The following is a 15877-nucleotide window of genomic DNA, read 5'->3' on the forward strand; positions in this document are numbered from 1 at the left end:
TCCTGATCTCGTATGCCTGATCGCGTATCCAGACTGGATCAGGTCACACATCCCGGCATTCCGGGCGGTGCGGAACAGGAGGGTCGTCCGGTGGCTATTCCGGGTCGTCCGCCTCCAGGGCGGACATGTCCCAGCTGAGGAGCCGCTCGGCCTCCCGGTGGGTGCGTTCGGCGAGCCTTCTCGCCTCATGAAGCACATCTCCGTGCTCATCGACCAGCTGGTCGTATATGGGCGACGCGGTGGATATGGGGCTCACGGTGGTCTCTCCTCGGGCGCACGCGGCTACGGGGTGCCGGGGCGGCCCCGGCGCCCGGTCGTCTGCCCGGGACGCGGCGGATCATGCGGATCCTTGAGCACCGCGCCGCGCCCGTGGCGCGACCCGCTGTAGGCGGCCGCCCGCAGATCGTGCAGCCGGTGGGTGGGGCGCAGCCCGGGAAGGCCGTGGAGATACGGGTCGTAGGCGTGCGCCGCACCCTCCCCGTGCGGCCTCGGGGTCCGCACGGTCAGTGTCGCGAAGGCCCGCCAGGGCTCGTCCGGCGCGGCCGCGCACAGCTCGAAGCGGACGGGGCCGCGGTCCAGCGCCGCGCGCAGCGCGTCCGGGTCACCGGGCACACGGCGGTGGCCCGCGCCGGGGCCGGCGCCCGCCCCCGGAGTGACGCCCGGCCGGAGGGCCCCGGCGGGATCCGCCATGATCACCCGCTCCCGGCCGCCCACCCGGTACGCCAGCAGGGTGGAGTACGGCCCGGCCAGGGCGTCGCGCCTCGGGAGGGGCACGTGGCGGCCCAGGCGGCCGGTGCCGCTGGAGGTCAGCAACAGGTCCAGCGGGGTGCCCGGCCCGCCGGCGTCCTCGACGCGCAGCGCCAGGCCCAGGCCGTCCGGCCACCCCGCCGGCAGCCCGGCGGCCCGCGACCACCGCACGCTCACCCGGTACTCCCCCGCCCGGTCGAGGAACGGTACGCCCCACGGCACGCCGCCGTCACCGGTCCCGGGCACGTCCAGCGTCCCTTCGCACACCAGGCCCCGGGGGTGGAGGGCCGGTGCGGAGCGCTTCCGCGCCAGGCGGCGCGCGACGTCGAAGGCCTGCTTCTCGATCGCCACGGCGACTCCTTCCGTGTCGTGTCGTGTCGTGTCGGAGAGCACCGGGTACCCCGTCGGCACGGAGCCAAGGCGCGGGCGGCACCGGGACGGGCTCCGCAGGACGCCACGCGGAGCCAGGGCGCGGGCGGACACCACGCGGGCGGGACGCCCCGGGCGCTGACGGCTCCCGCCCGCTCGGCCCGCGGCGGAGCCGGGTGGTCGGGAGGTACGGCGCGGTGGGCGGTACGGCACCCGGGCCGGTCGCCGTCCGGGTGCCGGCCGGGAGGTGGTCGCGGCGCTGCCTACCGGTCGCCCTGCGTACGGCGTACGCAGGCGGCGACGACCTCACGGAGGCTGCCGGTGCGGCACAGCAGTTGCCGCTGGACGTGCGCGCCGTTGCCGCCGGCGAGCAGTTCGGCGAGTCCTTGGCGGGCCTGGGAGAGGTCTCCGTTCTCGTCGAGGGCCTTCTCGACGTGGCCGAGCAGGGCGTGCACGACCCGGTCGGCGGGGGCGGGGCGCATGGTGACCGGGTGGATCAGGTGGCCGTCCAGGCCGGAGCGGGCGGCCTGCCAGGCCGCGGCCCGCAGCAGGCCCACGCCGTGTCGGGCGGGGGGCTCACCCTCCCGCCACGCGCGGGCGGCGGTGTCCACCAGGCCGCGGGTCAGGGTGGCGAGCAGCACGGTGGTGGAGGCGTCGAGGCAGACGTCGGCGGCGCGGACCTCGACGGTGGGATAGGTGCGGGAGAGCCGGGCGTCGAAGTAGATCATTCCCTCGTCGTGGAGGACTCCGGTGTCGAGCAGGTCGCTCACCTGCTGGTGGTAGCGGCGGGCCGAGCCGAAGACCTCCACGGGGCCCGCCGAGGGCCAGCGCCCCCACACGCGGTTGCGGTAGCTGTGGTATCCGCTGTCGTAGCCCTGCCAGAAGGGGGAGTTGGCGCTCAGCGCGAGCAGGACGGACAGCCATGGCCGTATCCGGTCCAGGACCCCGACGCCCTCCTCGTCCGACTCGACCGAGACGTGGACGTGGCAGCCGCAGGTGAGCTGCTCCAGCGCGGTGAGGCCGAACTGCTCCTGTATCCAGCGGTAGCGTCTGCCCTCGGTGACGGCCGGGCCGGCGGGGAGCGGCGAGGTGGCGAGGGCCACCACCGCGGCCCCGGCACCGGCGGCGTGCCGTGCGGCCTCGGCGCGCCAGCGTTCGATCTCGGCGCCGAGCTCCTTCATACCGCTCTGCGGGTGCGTGGCGAACTCCAGTTGCTGGCCCTGGAGTTCCTTGGTGAAGGCGTGGGCCCTGCCCCGGCTCTCCTTGACGGCGGCGGCCAGCACGGCGGTGGACAGGGCTCGCGGCTCACCGCTCCGCGGGTCCACCAGCAGGAGTTCCTCTTCCACTCCGACAGTGCGCAACGGAAACCACCTTTCCGATCGCATCCAGCGGGGACTGCGCGGGACGCACCATCATCCCGGCTGGGCGGCGTCCGCGCACCGGTCCGCCGGGACTGTGCCGGGGATGTGGCGGGTTCCCGACGCCTTCGGCTTGAACCGTCCCGCGTTCCCGCGCGGCGGATCCTTCCGCGGGGGGTCAAAGGCTCGTCACCGGTGCTGGCCGGCGGTTCCGTGCCGCGGGGCGGTGTCCGGCCGGCCGGACACCGCCCTTCGGTGTGCTCCGGTCACGAGGCCCACGTCGCACACGGGGCACCGCACACCCCGTGCCTCCCGCGCGGCGGGCCGGGGCCCGGACCTCCGGGTGGGGCGCCCGGTCAGGCGACGGAGTCGATGCGTCCGGCCGGGGTGGCGTCCGGGCCGTCGTGGTGGATGGGGGTGTGGGCACCCGTGAGGGAGACACCGCTGCCGCCGCGCCGGCCGGCGACGATCTCCGCGCCGATCGACAGGGCGGTCTCCTCCGGCGTACGGGCGCCGAGGTCGAGCCCGATCGGGGAGCGCAGCCTGGCCAGTTCCAGTTCGGTGACGCCGACCTCGCGCAGGCGCTTGTTGCGGTCCTCGTGGGTGCGGCGGGAGCCCATCGCGCCGATGTACGCGACGGGAAGCTTGAGGGCCAGTTCGAGCAGCGGCACGTCGAACTTGGCGTCGTGGGTGAGGACGCACAGCACGGTGCGGCCGTCCACCTCGGTGCGCGCGAGGTACTCGTGCGGCCACTCCACGACCACCTCGTCCGCGTCGGGGAAGCGGGCGGGGGTCGCGAAGACGGGGCGGGCGTCGCAGACGGTGACGTGGTAGCCGAGGAACTTCCCCACTCGTACCAGCGCCGCGGCGAAGTCGATCGCCCCGAAGACGATCATGCGGGGGGCGGGCACGCTGCACTCGACCAGCAGGGTGATCGGCTGTCCGCAGCGCGAGCCGTTCTCGCCGACGGTCACCGTACCGGTGCGGCCGGCGTCCAGCATGGCGCGGGCCTCGCCCGCCGCCGTGCGGTCCAGCTCCGGGTGGCCGCCCAGGCGGCCCTCGTACGAGCCGTCGGGGCGGACCAGGAGGGCGCGGCCCATCAGGTCGGCCGGGCCGTCGGTGATCCGGGCCAGAGCCGCCGCCTCCCCTCCGGCGGCGGCTCCGAGTGCGGCGGGGAAGACCTCGCTGCGGACCGGGGTGACGAGGATGTCGATGACGCCGCCGCAGGTCAGGCCGACCGCGAAGGCATCCTCGTCGCTGTAGCCGAAGCGCTCCAGGACGGTCTCGCCGTCCTCCAGCGCCTGTCGGCACAGGTCGTACACGGCCCCCTCGACACACCCGCCGGAGACCGACCCGATCGCCGTGCCCTCGCTGTCGACGGCGAGGGCGGCGCCCGGTTGCCGGGGCGCGCTGCCGCCGACCGCCACCACGGTGGCGACGGCGAAGTCGCGTCCCTGCTCGACCCACCGGTGGAGCTCCTCGGCGATGTCCAGCATGTCGGCCTCCTTGCAGACGGATGTGTGAGGGGGTCCCGTCAGTGCGCGGTACCCGTGGCGAAGTAGAAGATGAACACCGCGGAGAGCACCCACATCAGGACGCTCGGCTCACGCCACTTGCCCTGTGCGGCCTTGATGGCGCAGTAGGCGATGACACCCGCGCCGACACCGGTGGTGATGGTGTAGGTGAACGGCATGAGTACGACCGTCAGGAAGACCGGGACGGCGACGGACCAGTCGGTCCAGTCCACGTGCCGGGCGTTCTGCAGCATCATCGCGCCGATGACCACCAGCGCGGCCGAGGCCACCTGACCCGGGACGAGCTGGGTGAGCGGGGTGAAGAACAGGCAGGCGGCGAAGAACAGGCCGGTGACCGAGGCCGACAGACCCGTACGCGCGCCCTCGCCGACGCCCGTGGCGGACTCGATGAAGACGGTCTGGCCGGAGGATCCGGAGACACCGCCGATCGCACCGCCGGCGCCGTCGATGAACAGCGCCTTGCTCAGGCCCGGCATGCGGCCCTGGGCGTCGGCGAGCTTGGCCTCCTGGCCGACGGCGATGATCGTCGCCATGGCGTCGAAGAAGCCGGCCAGCACCAGGGTGAAGACGATCATCGAGACGGTGGTGTAGCCGAGGTCGCCCCACCCGCCGAACTCGACCATGCCGAAGAGCGAGAAGTCCGGCATGGAGACCGGGCTGCCGTGCAGGATGGGCGCGGTGCCGCCCCACGCGGATTCCTTGATCAGGCCGGCCGCGGTGGCGGTGACCGAGATGAGGGTGCCGACGACGATGCCGATCAGGATGGCGCCGGGTACCTTGCGGGCCTGCAGCATGAAGATCAGCAGCAGGGTGAAGCAGAACAGTGCCACCGGCCAGCCGGAGAGCGAACCGCCGACACCGAGGGTGACGGGACCGCCGACCTCGCTGGGTCCGACGAAACCGGCCTTGACGAAGCCGATGATCGCGATGAAGAGGCCGATGCCCATCGTGATGCCGTGCTTCAGAGCCAGGGGTATGGCGTTCATGATGACTTCACGGACACCGGTGACCACCAGGAGGCAGATCACGGCGCCGTAGATGACACACATGCCCATGGCCTGCGGCCAGGTCATGTTCGGGGCCACCTGCGTGGAGATGACGCCCGCGACACTCAGGCCCGCCGCGAGGGCGAGCGGGACCTTGCCGATGAAACCCATCGCCAGAGTGGTGACCGCTGCGGCGAGAGCGGTGGCGGTGATGAGGGCGGGCTGGCTGAGCTTGTCTCCGGCCGCGTCCGGTCCGCCGAGCAGCAGCGGGTTGAGCAGGAGGATGTACGCCATGGCCATGAAGGTCGTGACGCCGCCGCGCACTTCCTGCGCGACCGTGGATCCTCTGTGGGTTATGTGAAAGTACCGGTCGAGCCAAGACCGTCCGGCGGGGACGCGGGAACCGGGTCCCGCGTCTTCGGCGACGGTCTTCGGCTCCACTGACGACTGGGTCATGGTGCCTACTCCCAAGGTTCAAAGGGGCACCCGCATGGCCGGGGGCAAAGCTGCGGGATTTGGGATGGTGCGTGGGCTGCACGACCCGGGGGACGGCCCGAGACGAACGGGGTGATGCGTGTTGAGCGGTCCTGCGGTGGGGGGGTGGGGGGGTTGGGACGAGTGGGGGGAGGCTCCGGGCGGTGCGGGCGGGTGGAAGTGTGACGTTCCCGGGAGGCACGCACCGCCCGGAGGGCTTACAGGGTGCCGGTGAGGTGTTCGGGGCGCACCGGCGTCTTGTTGAGCTCCAGGCCCGTCGCGTTCCGGATCGCCGCGAGGACGGCCGGGGTGGACGACAGGGTCGGGGCCTCACCGATGCCGCGCAGGCCGTAGGGCGCGTGGTCGTCGGCGAGTTCGAGCACGTCGACCGGGATGGTCGGGGTGTCGAGGATCGTGGGGATCAGGTAGTCCGTGAAGGAGGGGTTGCGCACCTTCGCGGTCTTGGGGTCGACGATGATCTCCTCCATGACCGCCACGCCGAGGCCCTGGGTGGTGCCACCCTGGATCTGGCCGACGACGGACAGCGGGTTGAGGGCCTTGCCGACGTCCTGGGCGCAGGCGAGCTCGATGACCTTGACCAGGCCCAGCTCGGTGTCCACCTCGACGACCGCGCGGTGCGCGGCGAACGAGTACTGGACGTGGCCGTTGCCCTGGCCGGTGCGCAGGTCGAAGGCCTCGGTGGGGCGGTGGCGCCACTCGGCCTCGATCTCGACGACCTCGTCCTCCAGGACGTCCACCAGGTCGGCGAGGACCTCGCCGCCGTCGGTGACGACCTTGCCGCCTTCGAGCAGCAGTTCGGCGGTGGCCCACGCGGGGTGGTACGTGCCGAGCTTGCGGCGGCCGATCTCCAGGACCTTCTCGCGGACGAGTTCGCACGAGTTCTTGACCGCGCCGCCGGTGACGTACGTCTGGCGGGAGGCGGAGGTCGAGCCGGCCGAGCCGACCTGGGTGTCGGCCGGGTTGATGGTCACCTGGGTGACGCCCAGCTCGGTACGGGCGATCTGCGCGTGGACGGTGATGCCGCCCTGGCCGACCTCGGCCATCGCGGTGTGGACGGTCGCGACCGCCTCACCGTTGATGACCTCCATGCGCACCTTGGCGGTGGAGTAGTCGTCGAAGCCCTCGGAGAAGCCGACGTTCTTGATGCCGACCGCGTAGCCGACGCCGCGGACGACGCCTTCGCCGTGCGTGGTGTTGGACAGTCCGCCGGGCAGCGCGCGGACGTCGGCGCCCTCGGTGGACTCCCACTGGCGCTCCGGCGGCAGCGGGCGGGCCTTGATGCGGCGCAGCAGCTCGGCGACCGGGGCGGGCGAGTCGACCGGCTGGCCGGTCGGCATCAGGGTGCCCTGCTCCATGGCGTTGAGCCGGCGGAACTCCACCGGGTCCATGTCCAGCTTCTTCGCGAGCTTGTCCATCTGGGCCTCGTACGCGAAGCACGCCTGGACCGCGCCGAAGCCGCGCATGGCGCCGCAGGGCGGGTTGTTGGTGTAGAGCGCGATGGCCTCGATGTCGACGTCGTCGATGACGTACGGGCCGACGGCGAGCGAGGAGGCGTTGCCGACCACGGCCGGGGAGGCCGAGGCGTAGGCGCCGCCGTCCAGCACGATCCGGCACTTCATGTGCGTGATCTTGCCGTCCTTGGTGGCGCCGTGCTCGTACCAGAGCTTCGCCGGGTGACGGTGGACATGGCCGAAGAAGGACTCGAACCGGTTGTAGACGATCTTGACCGGCTTGCCGGTGCGGAGCGCCAGCAGGCAGGCGTGGATCTGCATCGACAGGTCCTCGCGGCCGCCGAAGGCACCGCCGACGCCGGAGAGCGTCATGCGGACCTTCTCCTCGGGCAGGCCGAGGACGGGGGCGATCTGGCGCAGGTCGGAGTGGAGCCACTGGGTGGCGACGTACAGGTCGACGCCGCCGTCCTCGGCGGGCACGGCCAGGCCGGACTCGGGGCCGAGGAACGCCTGGTCCTGCATGCCGAAGACGTACTCGCCGGAGACGATGACGTCGGCCTTCTTGGCGGCCTCGTCGGCGTTGCCGCGGACGATCGGCTGGCGGTGCACGATGTTCGGGTGCGGTACGTGACCGGCGTGGTGGTCGTCCCGGCCCGGGTGCAGCAGCGGCGCGTCGGGGGCGGTCGCGGAGGCCTCGTCGGTGACGACGGGCAGCTCCCGGTACTCGACCTTGATCTTCGCGGCGGCGCGGCGGGCGGTCTCCGGGTGGTCGGCGGCGACCAGGGCGACCGGCTCACCGTGGTGGCGTACGACGCCGTTGGCGAGGACCGGGGTGTCCTGGATCTCCAGGCCGTAGTTCTTCACCTCGGTGGGCAGGTCCTCGTAGGTCAGGACGGCGTGGACGCCGGCCTGGGCGAGGGCCTCGGAGGTGTCGATGGAGACGATCTCGGCGTGCGCGACCGTGGAGCGGAGGAGCTGGCCCCACAGCATGTCCTCGTGCCACATGTCCGAGGAGTAGGCGAACTCGCCGGTGACCTTGAGGGTGCCGTCGGGGCGGAGCGTGGACTCGCCGATGCCGCCCTTGGTCTGGGAGGCCTGGGTGACCTTGGTGGGAGTGCCGGCCGGGGCGGCGGCGGCTCGGGTGTTCTGCGACATGGTCAGACCGCGCCTTCCTGGAGCCCTTGACGTTCCTGACGGGCGGCCGCGAGGCGGACGGCGTCGAGGATCTTCTCGTAACCGGTGCAGCGGCAGAGGTTGCCGGAGAGCGCCTCGCGGATGTCCTCGTCGGACGGCGAGGGGTTGCGCTCCAGCATCTCGTCGGCCGCGACGAGCAGGCCCGGGGTGCAGAAGCCGCACTGGACGGCGCCGGCGTCGATGAAGGCCTGCTGGATCGGGGAGAGCTCGGTGCCCTCGCCCGTCTGGGAGTCGGTGCCCTGGGCGGACCAGCCCTGTGCTTCCTGGACGGACGTGCCGGAGGAGCCGCACGCGCCGGTGCCGCACGCGCCGCTGTGCTCGGCACGCTGCTTGGCGTAGTCGGCGAGGCCCTCGACGGTGACGACCTCGCGGCCCTCGACCTGGCCGGCGGCCACGAGGCAGGAACAGACCGGGACGCCGTCCAGGCGGACCGTGCAGGAGCCGCACTCGCCCTGCTCGCAGGCGTTCTTCGAACCGGGCAAGCCCAGGCGCTCACGCAGGACGTACAGGAGGGACTCGCCCTCCCAGACGTCGTCGGCTTCCTGCGGACGTCCGTTGACCGTGAAATTCACGCGCATCGTTATGCAGCTCCTTCAAGGGTGCGGCCGGTACCGCGGTACTGCTCCCAGGTCCAGCCGAGCGTGCGGCGGGCCATGATGCCGACGGCGTGCCGGCGGTACTTGGCCGTGCCCCGTACGTCGTCGATCGGGTTGCAGGCCCCGGAGGCGAGCTCCGCGAACTGCTTGGCGACCGAGGGAGTGATGATCTTGCCGCTCTCCCAGAACCCGCCCTCTTCGAGCGCGGCGTTCAGGAATTCCTCGGCCTCCTTCGCCCGTACGGGCGTGGGGGCGGCCGAGCCGATACCGGTCCGGACGGTCCGGGTCTCGGGGTGCAGCGCCAGACCGAACGCGCACACCGCGATCACCATCGCGTTGCGGGTACCCACCTTGGAGTACTGCTGCGGCCCGTCGGCCTTCTTGATGTGGACGGTCTTGATGAGCTCGTCGGGCTGGAGCGCGTTGCGCTTCACGCCGGTGTAGAACTCGTCGATCGGGATGAAGCGGGAGCCGCGTACGGACTCCACCTCCACCTCGGCACCGGCCGCCAGCAGGGCGGGGTGCGCGTCACCGGCCGGGGACGCCGTGCCCAGGTTGCCACCGACACCACCGCGGTTGCGGATCTGCGGCGAGGCCACGGTGTGGGAGGCGAGCGCCAGGCCGGGCAGCTCGGCCCGCAGGTGCTCCATGATCTGGGTGTACGGGACGGAGGCGCCCAGCCGGACGTTCTCCTCGCCGACCTCCCACTCCCGGAGCAGCTCGATGCGGTTCAGGTCCAGCAGGTACTCGGGCCGCCGGTGGTCGAAGTTGATCTCGACCATGACATCGGTGCCACCCGCGATGGGCACAGCCGTGGGGTGCTCGGCCTTCGCGGCGAGCGCCTCCTCCCAGCTAGCGGGGCGAAGGAAGTCCATGAGTGGCTCTCTTCTACGTGATCCGGTGATCACTGGTCCGGCGACGGGAGATCGTGGAGATCGACTTGTTCCGGGTTCCGCGTGATCAGTTGGTTCGCTGGGGCTCGGGGGACGGCCGGCCCGCGTCTTCGTCTTCATGTTCATGTGCTGTTAACGCGTCGTGGCCCAAGTACACCCAGCGGTGCTCCGCTCGGTGCAGTCACCGAAACCATGAAGGAGTTGGCCGGTCGCCCGCCGAGTCTTGTAGATTCGAACGAAAGGCGAGGAGCAGTAACCTCGCTGTTTCCCCCCGGAAACGGTGGCCACAGCTCACCGGCAACAACGAGACACCCACGAGACAGATCGGCGGCGATCACATGCGGCTGCGCGCACTGCTGGAAACCGATGCGCTGGGGCTGCGGCTGCTCGGCGGCGAGGACGAGCTCGACCGCACGGTCCGCGGCGTGATGACGACGGACCTGCGCGACCCCAGCAGGTACCTCTCCGGCGGCGAGCTGGTCCTCACCGGCCTCGCCTGGCGGCGGGACTCGGCGGACTCCGAGCCCTTCGTCCGCATCCTGGCGAGCGCCGGGGTGGCGGGCCTGGCGGCCGGTGAGGCGGAACTGGGGGCGATCCCGGACGATCTGGTTCAGGCGTGTTTGCGCCACCGCCTGCCACTGTTCGCAGTGAACGAATCCGTTGCGTTCGCAACGATCACTGAGTATGTCGTTCGCCAGGTGTCGGGCGAGCGGGCCGGAGACCTCGCGGCTGTCGTGGATCGCCACAGAAGGCTGATGACCTCCGGCCCGGCGGGCGGCGGACCGGAGGTGGTCCTCGACCTGCTCGGCTCCGACCTGGACCTTCGCGCCTGGGTGCTGTCACCGACGGGACGTCAGATCGCCGGGGCGGGCACGCCGCTGCCCCGCGAGACCGGCGCCGCCCTGGCCGGCGAGCACCTGTCCGCCACACGCGGCGGGCGGCGCGGTCCGCACCGGGCCGTCACCCGGGGCGTGACGTACTCGCTCTTCCCGATCCGGAACACCGGGCGCGGGACGGCTCCCGCCTCCCGGGACGTGCGGGAGACCGTGCTGTCCGACTGGCTGCTGGCCGTCGAGGCGGACGCCGGCGACTGGCCGGCCGCCCGGCTGGACCTGCTCCAAGGCGTCACCCAGCTGATCGCGGTGGAGCGGGACCGGCGGGACGCGGCGCGGACGGTACGACGGCGACTGGCCCAGGAGGTCCTGGAGCTGGTGCAGACGGGCGCCGCCCCCGCCGAGATCGCCGCGCGTCTGCGGGTGGCCGCCCCCGTGCTGCTGCCGGGGCTCGGCACGGCGCCGCACTGGCAGGTCGTGGTGGCGCGGGTCGAGTGGGGCGAGAGCGGTACGGGCGCGCCGGGCATCGAGGCCGGACCCGTCGCCCAGTCGCTGCTGGAGGAGATCCTGGTCGACCCCACGACGGCCGGCCCCGACTCGGCCGACCGCATCGCGGTGGCCCACACCGGCGACGAGGCCATCGCCCTGGTGCCGCTGCCGGCCGTACCGGGCGCGGACGGCGACGCTCCGGCGGAGGAGGGCGAGGCGGGCCCCGCGGTGGACGGCGCCGCCGGGCTGCACGCGGACGCCCTGCTCTCCGCCGTGCGCGGCCCGCTGTCGGCGGGCCTGGCGGACGACGGGCGTCTCACCCTGGGTGTGAGCGCCGCCGTGCACTCGGCCGAAGGGCTGCGCGGCGCCCTGGAGGAGGCGCGGCACGCCCGGCGCGTGGCGGCGGCGCGGCCGGGAAGGGTGTGCGCGGCGGGGCACCACGAGCTGGCGTCGCACGTGCTGCTGCTGCCGTTCGTGCCGGACGACGTGCGGCGGGCGTTCACGGCCCGGCTGCTGGACCCGCTGCGCGACTACGACCGGCGGCACCGGGCAGAGCTGATCCCGACGCTGGAGGCCTTCCTCGACTGCGACGGCTCCTGGACGCGCTGCGCCGGCCGACTGCACCTGCATGTCAACACGCTGCGGTACCGGGTGGGCCGGATCGAGCAGTTGACGGGACGGGACCTGTCGCGGCTGGAGGACAAGCTGGACTTCTTCCTGGCCCTGCGCATGTCCTGACGTAACAGCAACACTCGACAGAGAGCGGAACACCACGTGATGTCCGGACCAACGGACTCCTCGGCGGACCCCCTCCGGGGCGACTGCGCCAACTGCTTCGGTCTGTGCTGCGTCGCGCTGCCCTTCGCCGCCTCCGCGGACTTCGCCGCCGACAAGCCCGCCGGCACCCCGTGCGCCAACCTGGCCGTCGACTTCCGCTGCGGCATCCACGAGCGGCTGCGCGACCGGGGCTTCTCCGGCTGCACGGTGTACGACTGCTTCGGCGCCGGCCAGAAGGTGTCCCAGGTGACCTTCGGCGGCCGGGACTGGCGGCGGGACCCGGAGACGGCACGGCGGATGTTCGCCGCGTTCCCGGTCGTACGGCACCTGCACGAACTGCTCGCGTACCTCACCGAGGTACTGACGCTGGAGCCCGCGCGCCGGCTGCACGGCGAGGCCCGGCGCGCCCTCGCCGAGACCGAGCGGCTCACGCTCCTGTCGCCGGAGGAGCTCTCCGCGCTGGACCTGGACGCCCACCGCCGGGTCGTCGGCGACCTGCTGTCGCGGGCGGGCGAGCTGGTCCGGGCGGGTGTGCCCGGCGCGAAGGGCAGGAAGAAGAACCGCCGCGGCGCCGACCTCATGGGCGCCCGCCTCACGGGCGCGGACCTCCGGGGCGCGAGCCTGCGCGGTGCCTGCCTCATCGCGGCCGACCTCACCGGCGCGGACCTGCGCGAGGCGGACCTGCTCGGCGCCGACCTCCGCGACGCGCGACTCGCCGGCGCCGACCTCACCGGCGCGCTGTTCCTCACCCAGCCGCAGCTCAACGCGGCGCGCGGCGACGCCCGCACGGTGGTGTCCGCGCGGCTCACCCGCCCCCGGCACTGGGCCCCCACGCCGTAGGCCCACCGCCCGCGCCCACCGGCGCCGGGGGCCCGCGGCGAGACCGGGCGGGGCGCGCCCGGCACGGCGCACCGCCCGCCGGGGCCGGGGCGCCGCCCAACCCGCGCACCGCCCAACCCGCCGTGCGGGTCCCGCGCCTTGCGGGTCCCGCGCCGCCCGCGCACCGCCCCACCGCGCCGCGCCACGCGCGCACCGCCCAGGTACCGCACCGCCCACGTACCGCGTCACCCGCGTACCGCGCCGCCGCGCCACGGCACCCGGGGGCCGCGTACCCGCGCCGGCGCGCACCCGCCCGTCAGCGGCGCGGGGTGCCCGCCGGGGTCACCGGGCCCACCGCGAGCAGGCGCGTGAAGTAGGTGTCCGGCAGCGGTTCGCCGACCGGGCGGCCGTCCGCCTCGACCCAGGCGTGCGCGTTGAACGGGGGCACCACGCTCACCCCCGTGCACCACGTGGGCCAGGTGCCGGTGAGCCGGCACAGCAGCGCGGCGCCCAGCGAGCGGGGCAGGCATCCGCGCGGGCCGGCGCACCGCAGGCTCACCGCGCACACGGCGTCCCGGGCGGCCAGCGCCCGGCCGGCGGTGGCGGGGCGGGCCCCGCGCCGGACGACCTCCAGCACCGCGCGGATGCGGCGCGGCGGGAGCAAGGACAGCAGCACGGCGGGGACCAGCACCAGACGGGCGGCGAGCCGGCGGGTGAGGGGCACGCCCACCGGGATCTCCAGGGCGCTCGGCGTGGTCATGCGGCCAGCCCCGACGTGCGCAGTTCGGCCACGAGCGCGGCGACGTCCGCCTCGGCCCCCGCCCGGTCGATGTCGTACGCGTCGACGAGCGCGTCGGCGGCGGCCGTCTCGTCGCCGCCCTCCATCAGCACGCGGACGATCAGGGTCGCGGTCGGGTTCAGCTCCCAGTACTGCCCGTTGCGTTGGTCCAGGAGGACGGTGCCGTACCCGGTTTCCGCGGTGGAGACGTCGGCTCCGAAGCACAGTGCCATGGTGACTTCCCTTCCGTCTGGGCTGCCGTCCGGAGCGCGAGGTCACGCAGCCAGACTTCGCAGGCGATCGTGGAGTAGAGGATGGCGTCGCGGAGCCCCGGCGCGGACGGCCGCCGGGCGAGCCGGCGCAGCGCCTCGCCGTCCACCAGGCCGAGCCGTGCGAGGTGCGAGTCCTCCCAGAGCGCGAGCAGGTCGGCGCGGTGCTGCCGCAACCCGTCGGCGGCGTCCATGGAGGCGGCGGCCTTGTTGGCGCGCCGCAGGCAGACGTCCGGCACGATGCCGCGCATGGCGGCGGTGAGGAGGGGCTTGTACGCCCAGGGGGTGACACGCTCCTCGGGGCGGACCGCGAGGCAGGCTTCGATCACCCGGTCGTCGAGGAACGGCGAGGCCATCGGCACCCCGGCCCGGGCCGCCATCCGGTCCCACTGCCGGATGACGCGCGTGCAGGAGCGGATCTGTTCCAGGTCGGCGTGCAGGCCCCGGTCCCGGTGCAGCGGCGTCGCGCTCTCCGCGGCCTCCCGCAGTGCCCGGCGCGCCATCCGCGCCGCGTCGGGGGTCACCCAGTCGAAGAGCCGTGGGGGTACGCCCCAGCCGAGGCCGGTGGTCACCGAGTCGGGCAGTGGGTCGTACAGGTGACGGCCCGCGTCGGCGAGCCAGGCGCGGTACGGACGGGAGTCGGCCAGGGCCCGGACGGTTCCGCCGAGCGGCCACTGCCACAGCGCCCGGAACCCGCGCAACTGCCGGAGGGCGAACAGCGGCCGGGTGCGGGCCAGTCGGTGGTAGTACGCCTCGGAGCACCAGGCGACGTGGTCGCCGCCGATGCCGGTCAGGTGCAGGCGGCTGCCCCGTTCGGCCATGGCGGGCAGGTGGTGCAGGACCCGCGAGCGGTCCATGACGCCGATCGTGGGCTCGTCCAGCAGGTCGTCGATGGAGAGCAGGCCGGTGTAGACCAGCGGTGAGGCGTGGGCGTCCCAGATGACGTGTTCGGTCTCCGGCAGGAACCGGGCGGCCTGTTCGGCCCACTGGAGGTCGGTGTCGGCGGGGTCGCGCCCGGGCCAGGTGCTGGCCACCACGCGGGCGGGTGAGCGGTCGGCGAGGAAGCAGATGGTGGTGGAGTCGAGCCCGCCGGACAGGTCGCAACTGACCACGCCGCCCTCGCGGGTACGGGCGTCGACGGCTTCGGCCAGGGCTTCGCGGACCCGCGGCGCCCCGTCGGCGAGCGTCCGGACCGGCTCCGGGGGCGTCCACCACCGCGAGTGCCGCACGGTACGCCCGTCCGCGCCGACGACGAGTGCGTCACCCGGCGGTACGGCGGTGACGCCACGCCACATCGACGCCTCCCCCAGCGGGTGGGGCACGGGCCACAGGAGCCGTGCGGCGAGCTGTTCCTCGTCCGGGGCGAGGCCCAGTGCGGCGGCGAGCACGTCGGCGCGGGTGGCGGCCACCGGCACGCCCTCGATCCGGGCGTGGAAGACCAGCCGGAGCCCGGAGGCGGTGCCCTGCGCCCGGAGCCGGCCGTCGAGCGTGGCCAGGAGGTGGAAGCTTCCGGGGAGCGTACGGGCCGTCGCGTCGAGCTGGGCGATGTCCCGCAGCCGCTCGGCGTGGCGGCGCAGTTCGTCCGGGCCCGGGGTGTGGCAGCCGATGAGGGCGAGGGCGGCGGAGCCGGCGCGGGCGGTCACCAACTCCTCGTCCCGCCAGTGCCCGACCAGCCAGGGGCGGCCGGAGGGGTGCGGAAGTGTGCGCGTACCGGGGCGGGCGAAGAACCGGGCCACGGCGGCCGCGGCGTCGAGGTCTGGGAAGACCGCGACGTGCGCGTCACCGGGGCCCGGGCCCGCACTTTCGTGCGCTTCAGTCATGAGGCCGGTTGTTCGCCGTCGGCCGTCAGTTCTTGCTCAGGATGAGACGGTCGTTCCCGGACGACCTCAGGAGCCCGGTCTTCTGTCGGAACGATCCCAGCCGGACGAGCGTCGGCGCCTCGTAGGCCTTCTTCATGACGTCTCCTTCTGCTCGGTTCACCTCTCGCCTCTCAGTGGCGAGCGGCCGTGCCTCGGAAGGTAGACGTGGTTGAGGGGGATACCGCAACAGCTCATCCGCTGCTCATACTGTATGACTTTGCAATGCCGACCGGCTGACACCGGAACCAGCGACTCCGCGCCGCTGAGCGGCAGTTGTGCCGGTCCAGCCCGCCGCAGCGGAAGGCGAAACGTTTCCATCTGCACCTTCCCCGGTGCACGGGCAGCCCGTCCGGAAGCGCCGCGCCCTCTCCGGGCGCGTCGCCGCCCGGCGCGGGGACCGCCGACCGCGCGCCCTCGCCATGCCTCACC

13 protein-coding genes and 1 pseudogene are annotated in these 15877 nt (G+C 73.3%); 2 read left to right on the forward strand and 12 right to left on the reverse strand.

All coding sequences use genetic code 11. From position 1 onward, the window contains the following. Positions 1 to 94 precede the first annotated feature (94 nt). From ABD347_RS10270 to ABD347_RS10305, 8 genes are all read right to left on the reverse strand, one after another. Entirely contained in the window at positions 95 to 256 is a 162-nt protein-coding gene (locus tag ABD347_RS10270; RefSeq protein ID WP_344359315.1) for a hypothetical protein, read from the reverse strand. Between the two features lie 26 nt (positions 257 to 282). Further along, a complete protein-coding gene (locus ABD347_RS10275; RefSeq protein WP_344359317.1) occupies positions 283 to 1098 on the reverse strand; it encodes a phosphodiesterase in 816 nt (271 codons plus the stop codon). Between the two features lie 281 nt (positions 1099 to 1379). Then, positions 1380 to 2477 carry a glutamate--cysteine ligase 2 gene (locus tag ABD347_RS10280; protein ID WP_344359318.1) on the reverse strand — a complete coding sequence of 366 codons (1098 nt, stop codon included), beginning with the start codon at positions 2475 to 2477 and terminating at the stop codon, positions 1380 to 1382. Positions 2478 to 2830: 353 nt separating this feature from the next. Continuing rightward, positions 2831 to 3970 (reverse strand): XdhC family protein, encoded by a 1140-nt coding sequence (locus ABD347_RS10285; RefSeq protein ID WP_344359320.1) that lies wholly within the window; start codon positions 3968 to 3970, stop codon positions 2831 to 2833. Between the two features lie 38 nt (positions 3971 to 4008). Further along, on the reverse strand, positions 4009 to 5451 hold the full coding sequence (locus tag ABD347_RS10290) for an NCS2 family permease (RefSeq protein ID WP_344359322.1): 1443 nt from the start codon (positions 5449 to 5451) through the stop codon (positions 4009 to 4011). Positions 5452 to 5687: 236 nt separating this feature from the next. Next, on the reverse strand, positions 5688 to 8096 hold the full coding sequence (locus ABD347_RS10295; protein WP_344359324.1) for a xanthine dehydrogenase family protein molybdopterin-binding subunit: 2409 nt from the start codon (positions 8094 to 8096) through the stop codon (positions 5688 to 5690). A gap of 2 nt (positions 8097 to 8098) precedes the next feature. Continuing rightward, entirely contained in the window at positions 8099 to 8713 is a 615-nt protein-coding gene (locus ABD347_RS10300; RefSeq protein ID WP_344359327.1) for a (2Fe-2S)-binding protein, read from the reverse strand. Positions 8714 to 8715: 2 nt separating this feature from the next. Continuing rightward, complete coding sequence (locus ABD347_RS10305) at positions 8716 to 9606, reverse strand: FAD binding domain-containing protein (RefSeq protein ID WP_344359329.1); 891 nt, start codon at positions 9604 to 9606, stop codon at positions 8716 to 8718. Positions 9607 to 9962: 356 nt separating this feature from the next. On the opposite strand from ABD347_RS10305, the gene ABD347_RS10310 reads away from it, so the two are divergent. Together ABD347_RS10310 and ABD347_RS10315 are read left to right on the forward strand one after the other, a co-directional pair. Beyond that, entirely contained in the window at positions 9963 to 11684 is a 1722-nt protein-coding gene (locus tag ABD347_RS10310; RefSeq protein WP_344359332.1) for a PucR family transcriptional regulator, read from the forward strand. A 39-nt stretch (positions 11685 to 11723) separates the two neighbouring features. Continuing rightward, complete coding sequence (locus ABD347_RS10315) at positions 11724 to 12563, forward strand: pentapeptide repeat-containing protein (protein ID WP_344359335.1); 840 nt, start codon at positions 11724 to 11726, stop codon at positions 12561 to 12563. Positions 12564 to 12858: 295 nt separating this feature from the next. Here the strand turns inward: ABD347_RS10315 and ABD347_RS10320 are convergent, their stop codons facing one another. The 4 genes and pseudogenes from ABD347_RS10320 to ABD347_RS10335 all read right to left on the reverse strand — a co-directional run bounded on the left by ABD347_RS10320 (position 12859) and on the right by ABD347_RS10335 (position 15545). Then, positions 12859 to 13302: a lasso peptide biosynthesis B2 protein gene (locus ABD347_RS10320; protein ID WP_344359338.1), complete on the reverse strand. Its 444-nt coding sequence runs from the start codon at positions 13300 to 13302 to the stop codon at positions 12859 to 12861. Continuing rightward, positions 13299 to 13553 carry a lasso peptide biosynthesis PqqD family chaperone gene (locus tag ABD347_RS10325; protein WP_344359341.1) on the reverse strand — a complete coding sequence of 85 codons (255 nt, stop codon included), beginning with the start codon at positions 13551 to 13553 and terminating at the stop codon, positions 13299 to 13301. Before ABD347_RS10325 ends, ABD347_RS10320 begins: the two co-directional genes overlap by 4 nt. Before the next feature lie 35 nt (positions 13554 to 13588). Continuing rightward, positions 13589 to 15409, reverse strand: a pseudogene (locus ABD347_RS10330) (lasso peptide isopeptide bond-forming cyclase); the annotation flags it as partial. A 25-nt stretch (positions 15410 to 15434) separates the two neighbouring features. Continuing rightward, positions 15435 to 15545 carry a keywimysin-related RiPP gene (locus ABD347_RS10335; RefSeq protein WP_344359344.1) on the reverse strand — a complete coding sequence of 37 codons (111 nt, stop codon included), beginning with the start codon at positions 15543 to 15545 and terminating at the stop codon, positions 15435 to 15437. Positions 15546 to 15877 lie beyond the last annotated feature (332 nt).

It is taken from the genome of Streptomyces gobitricini, assembly GCF_039532985.1.
Lineage (GTDB): Bacteria > Actinomycetota > Actinomycetes > Streptomycetales > Streptomycetaceae > Streptomyces > Streptomyces gobitricini.

Bases quoted from the DNA above. Each gene is read 5' to 3' on its own strand.
- ABD347_RS10285 (WP_344359320.1), bottom strand. From the start codon at position 3,970: ATGCTGGACATCGCCGAGGAGCTCCACCGGTGGGTCGAGCAGGGACGC.
- ABD347_RS10290 (WP_344359322.1), bottom strand. From the start codon at position 5,451: ATGACCCAGTCGTCAGTGGAGCCGAAGACCGTCGCCGAAGACGCGGGA.
- ABD347_RS10295 (WP_344359324.1), bottom strand. From the start codon at position 8,096: ATGTCGCAGAACACCCGAGCCGCCGCCGCCCCGGCCGGCACTCCCACC.
- ABD347_RS10300 (WP_344359327.1), bottom strand. From the start codon at position 8,713: ATGCGCGTGAATTTCACGGTCAACGGACGTCCGCAGGAAGCCGACGAC.
- ABD347_RS10305 (WP_344359329.1), bottom strand. From the start codon at position 9,606: ATGGACTTCCTTCGCCCCGCTAGCTGGGAGGAGGCGCTCGCCGCGAAG.
- ABD347_RS10310 (WP_344359332.1), top strand. From the start codon at position 9,963: ATGCGGCTGCGCGCACTGCTGGAAACCGATGCGCTGGGGCTGCGGCTG.
- ABD347_RS10315 (WP_344359335.1), top strand. From the start codon at position 11,724: ATGTCCGGACCAACGGACTCCTCGGCGGACCCCCTCCGGGGCGACTGC.
- ABD347_RS10320 (WP_344359338.1), bottom strand. From the start codon at position 13,302: ATGACCACGCCGAGCGCCCTGGAGATCCCGGTGGGCGTGCCCCTCACC.
- ABD347_RS10325 (WP_344359341.1), bottom strand. From the start codon at position 13,553: ATGGCACTGTGCTTCGGAGCCGACGTCTCCACCGCGGAAACCGGGTAC.
- ABD347_RS10335 (WP_344359344.1), bottom strand. From the start codon at position 15,545: ATGAAGAAGGCCTACGAGGCGCCGACGCTCGTCCGGCTGGGATCGTTC.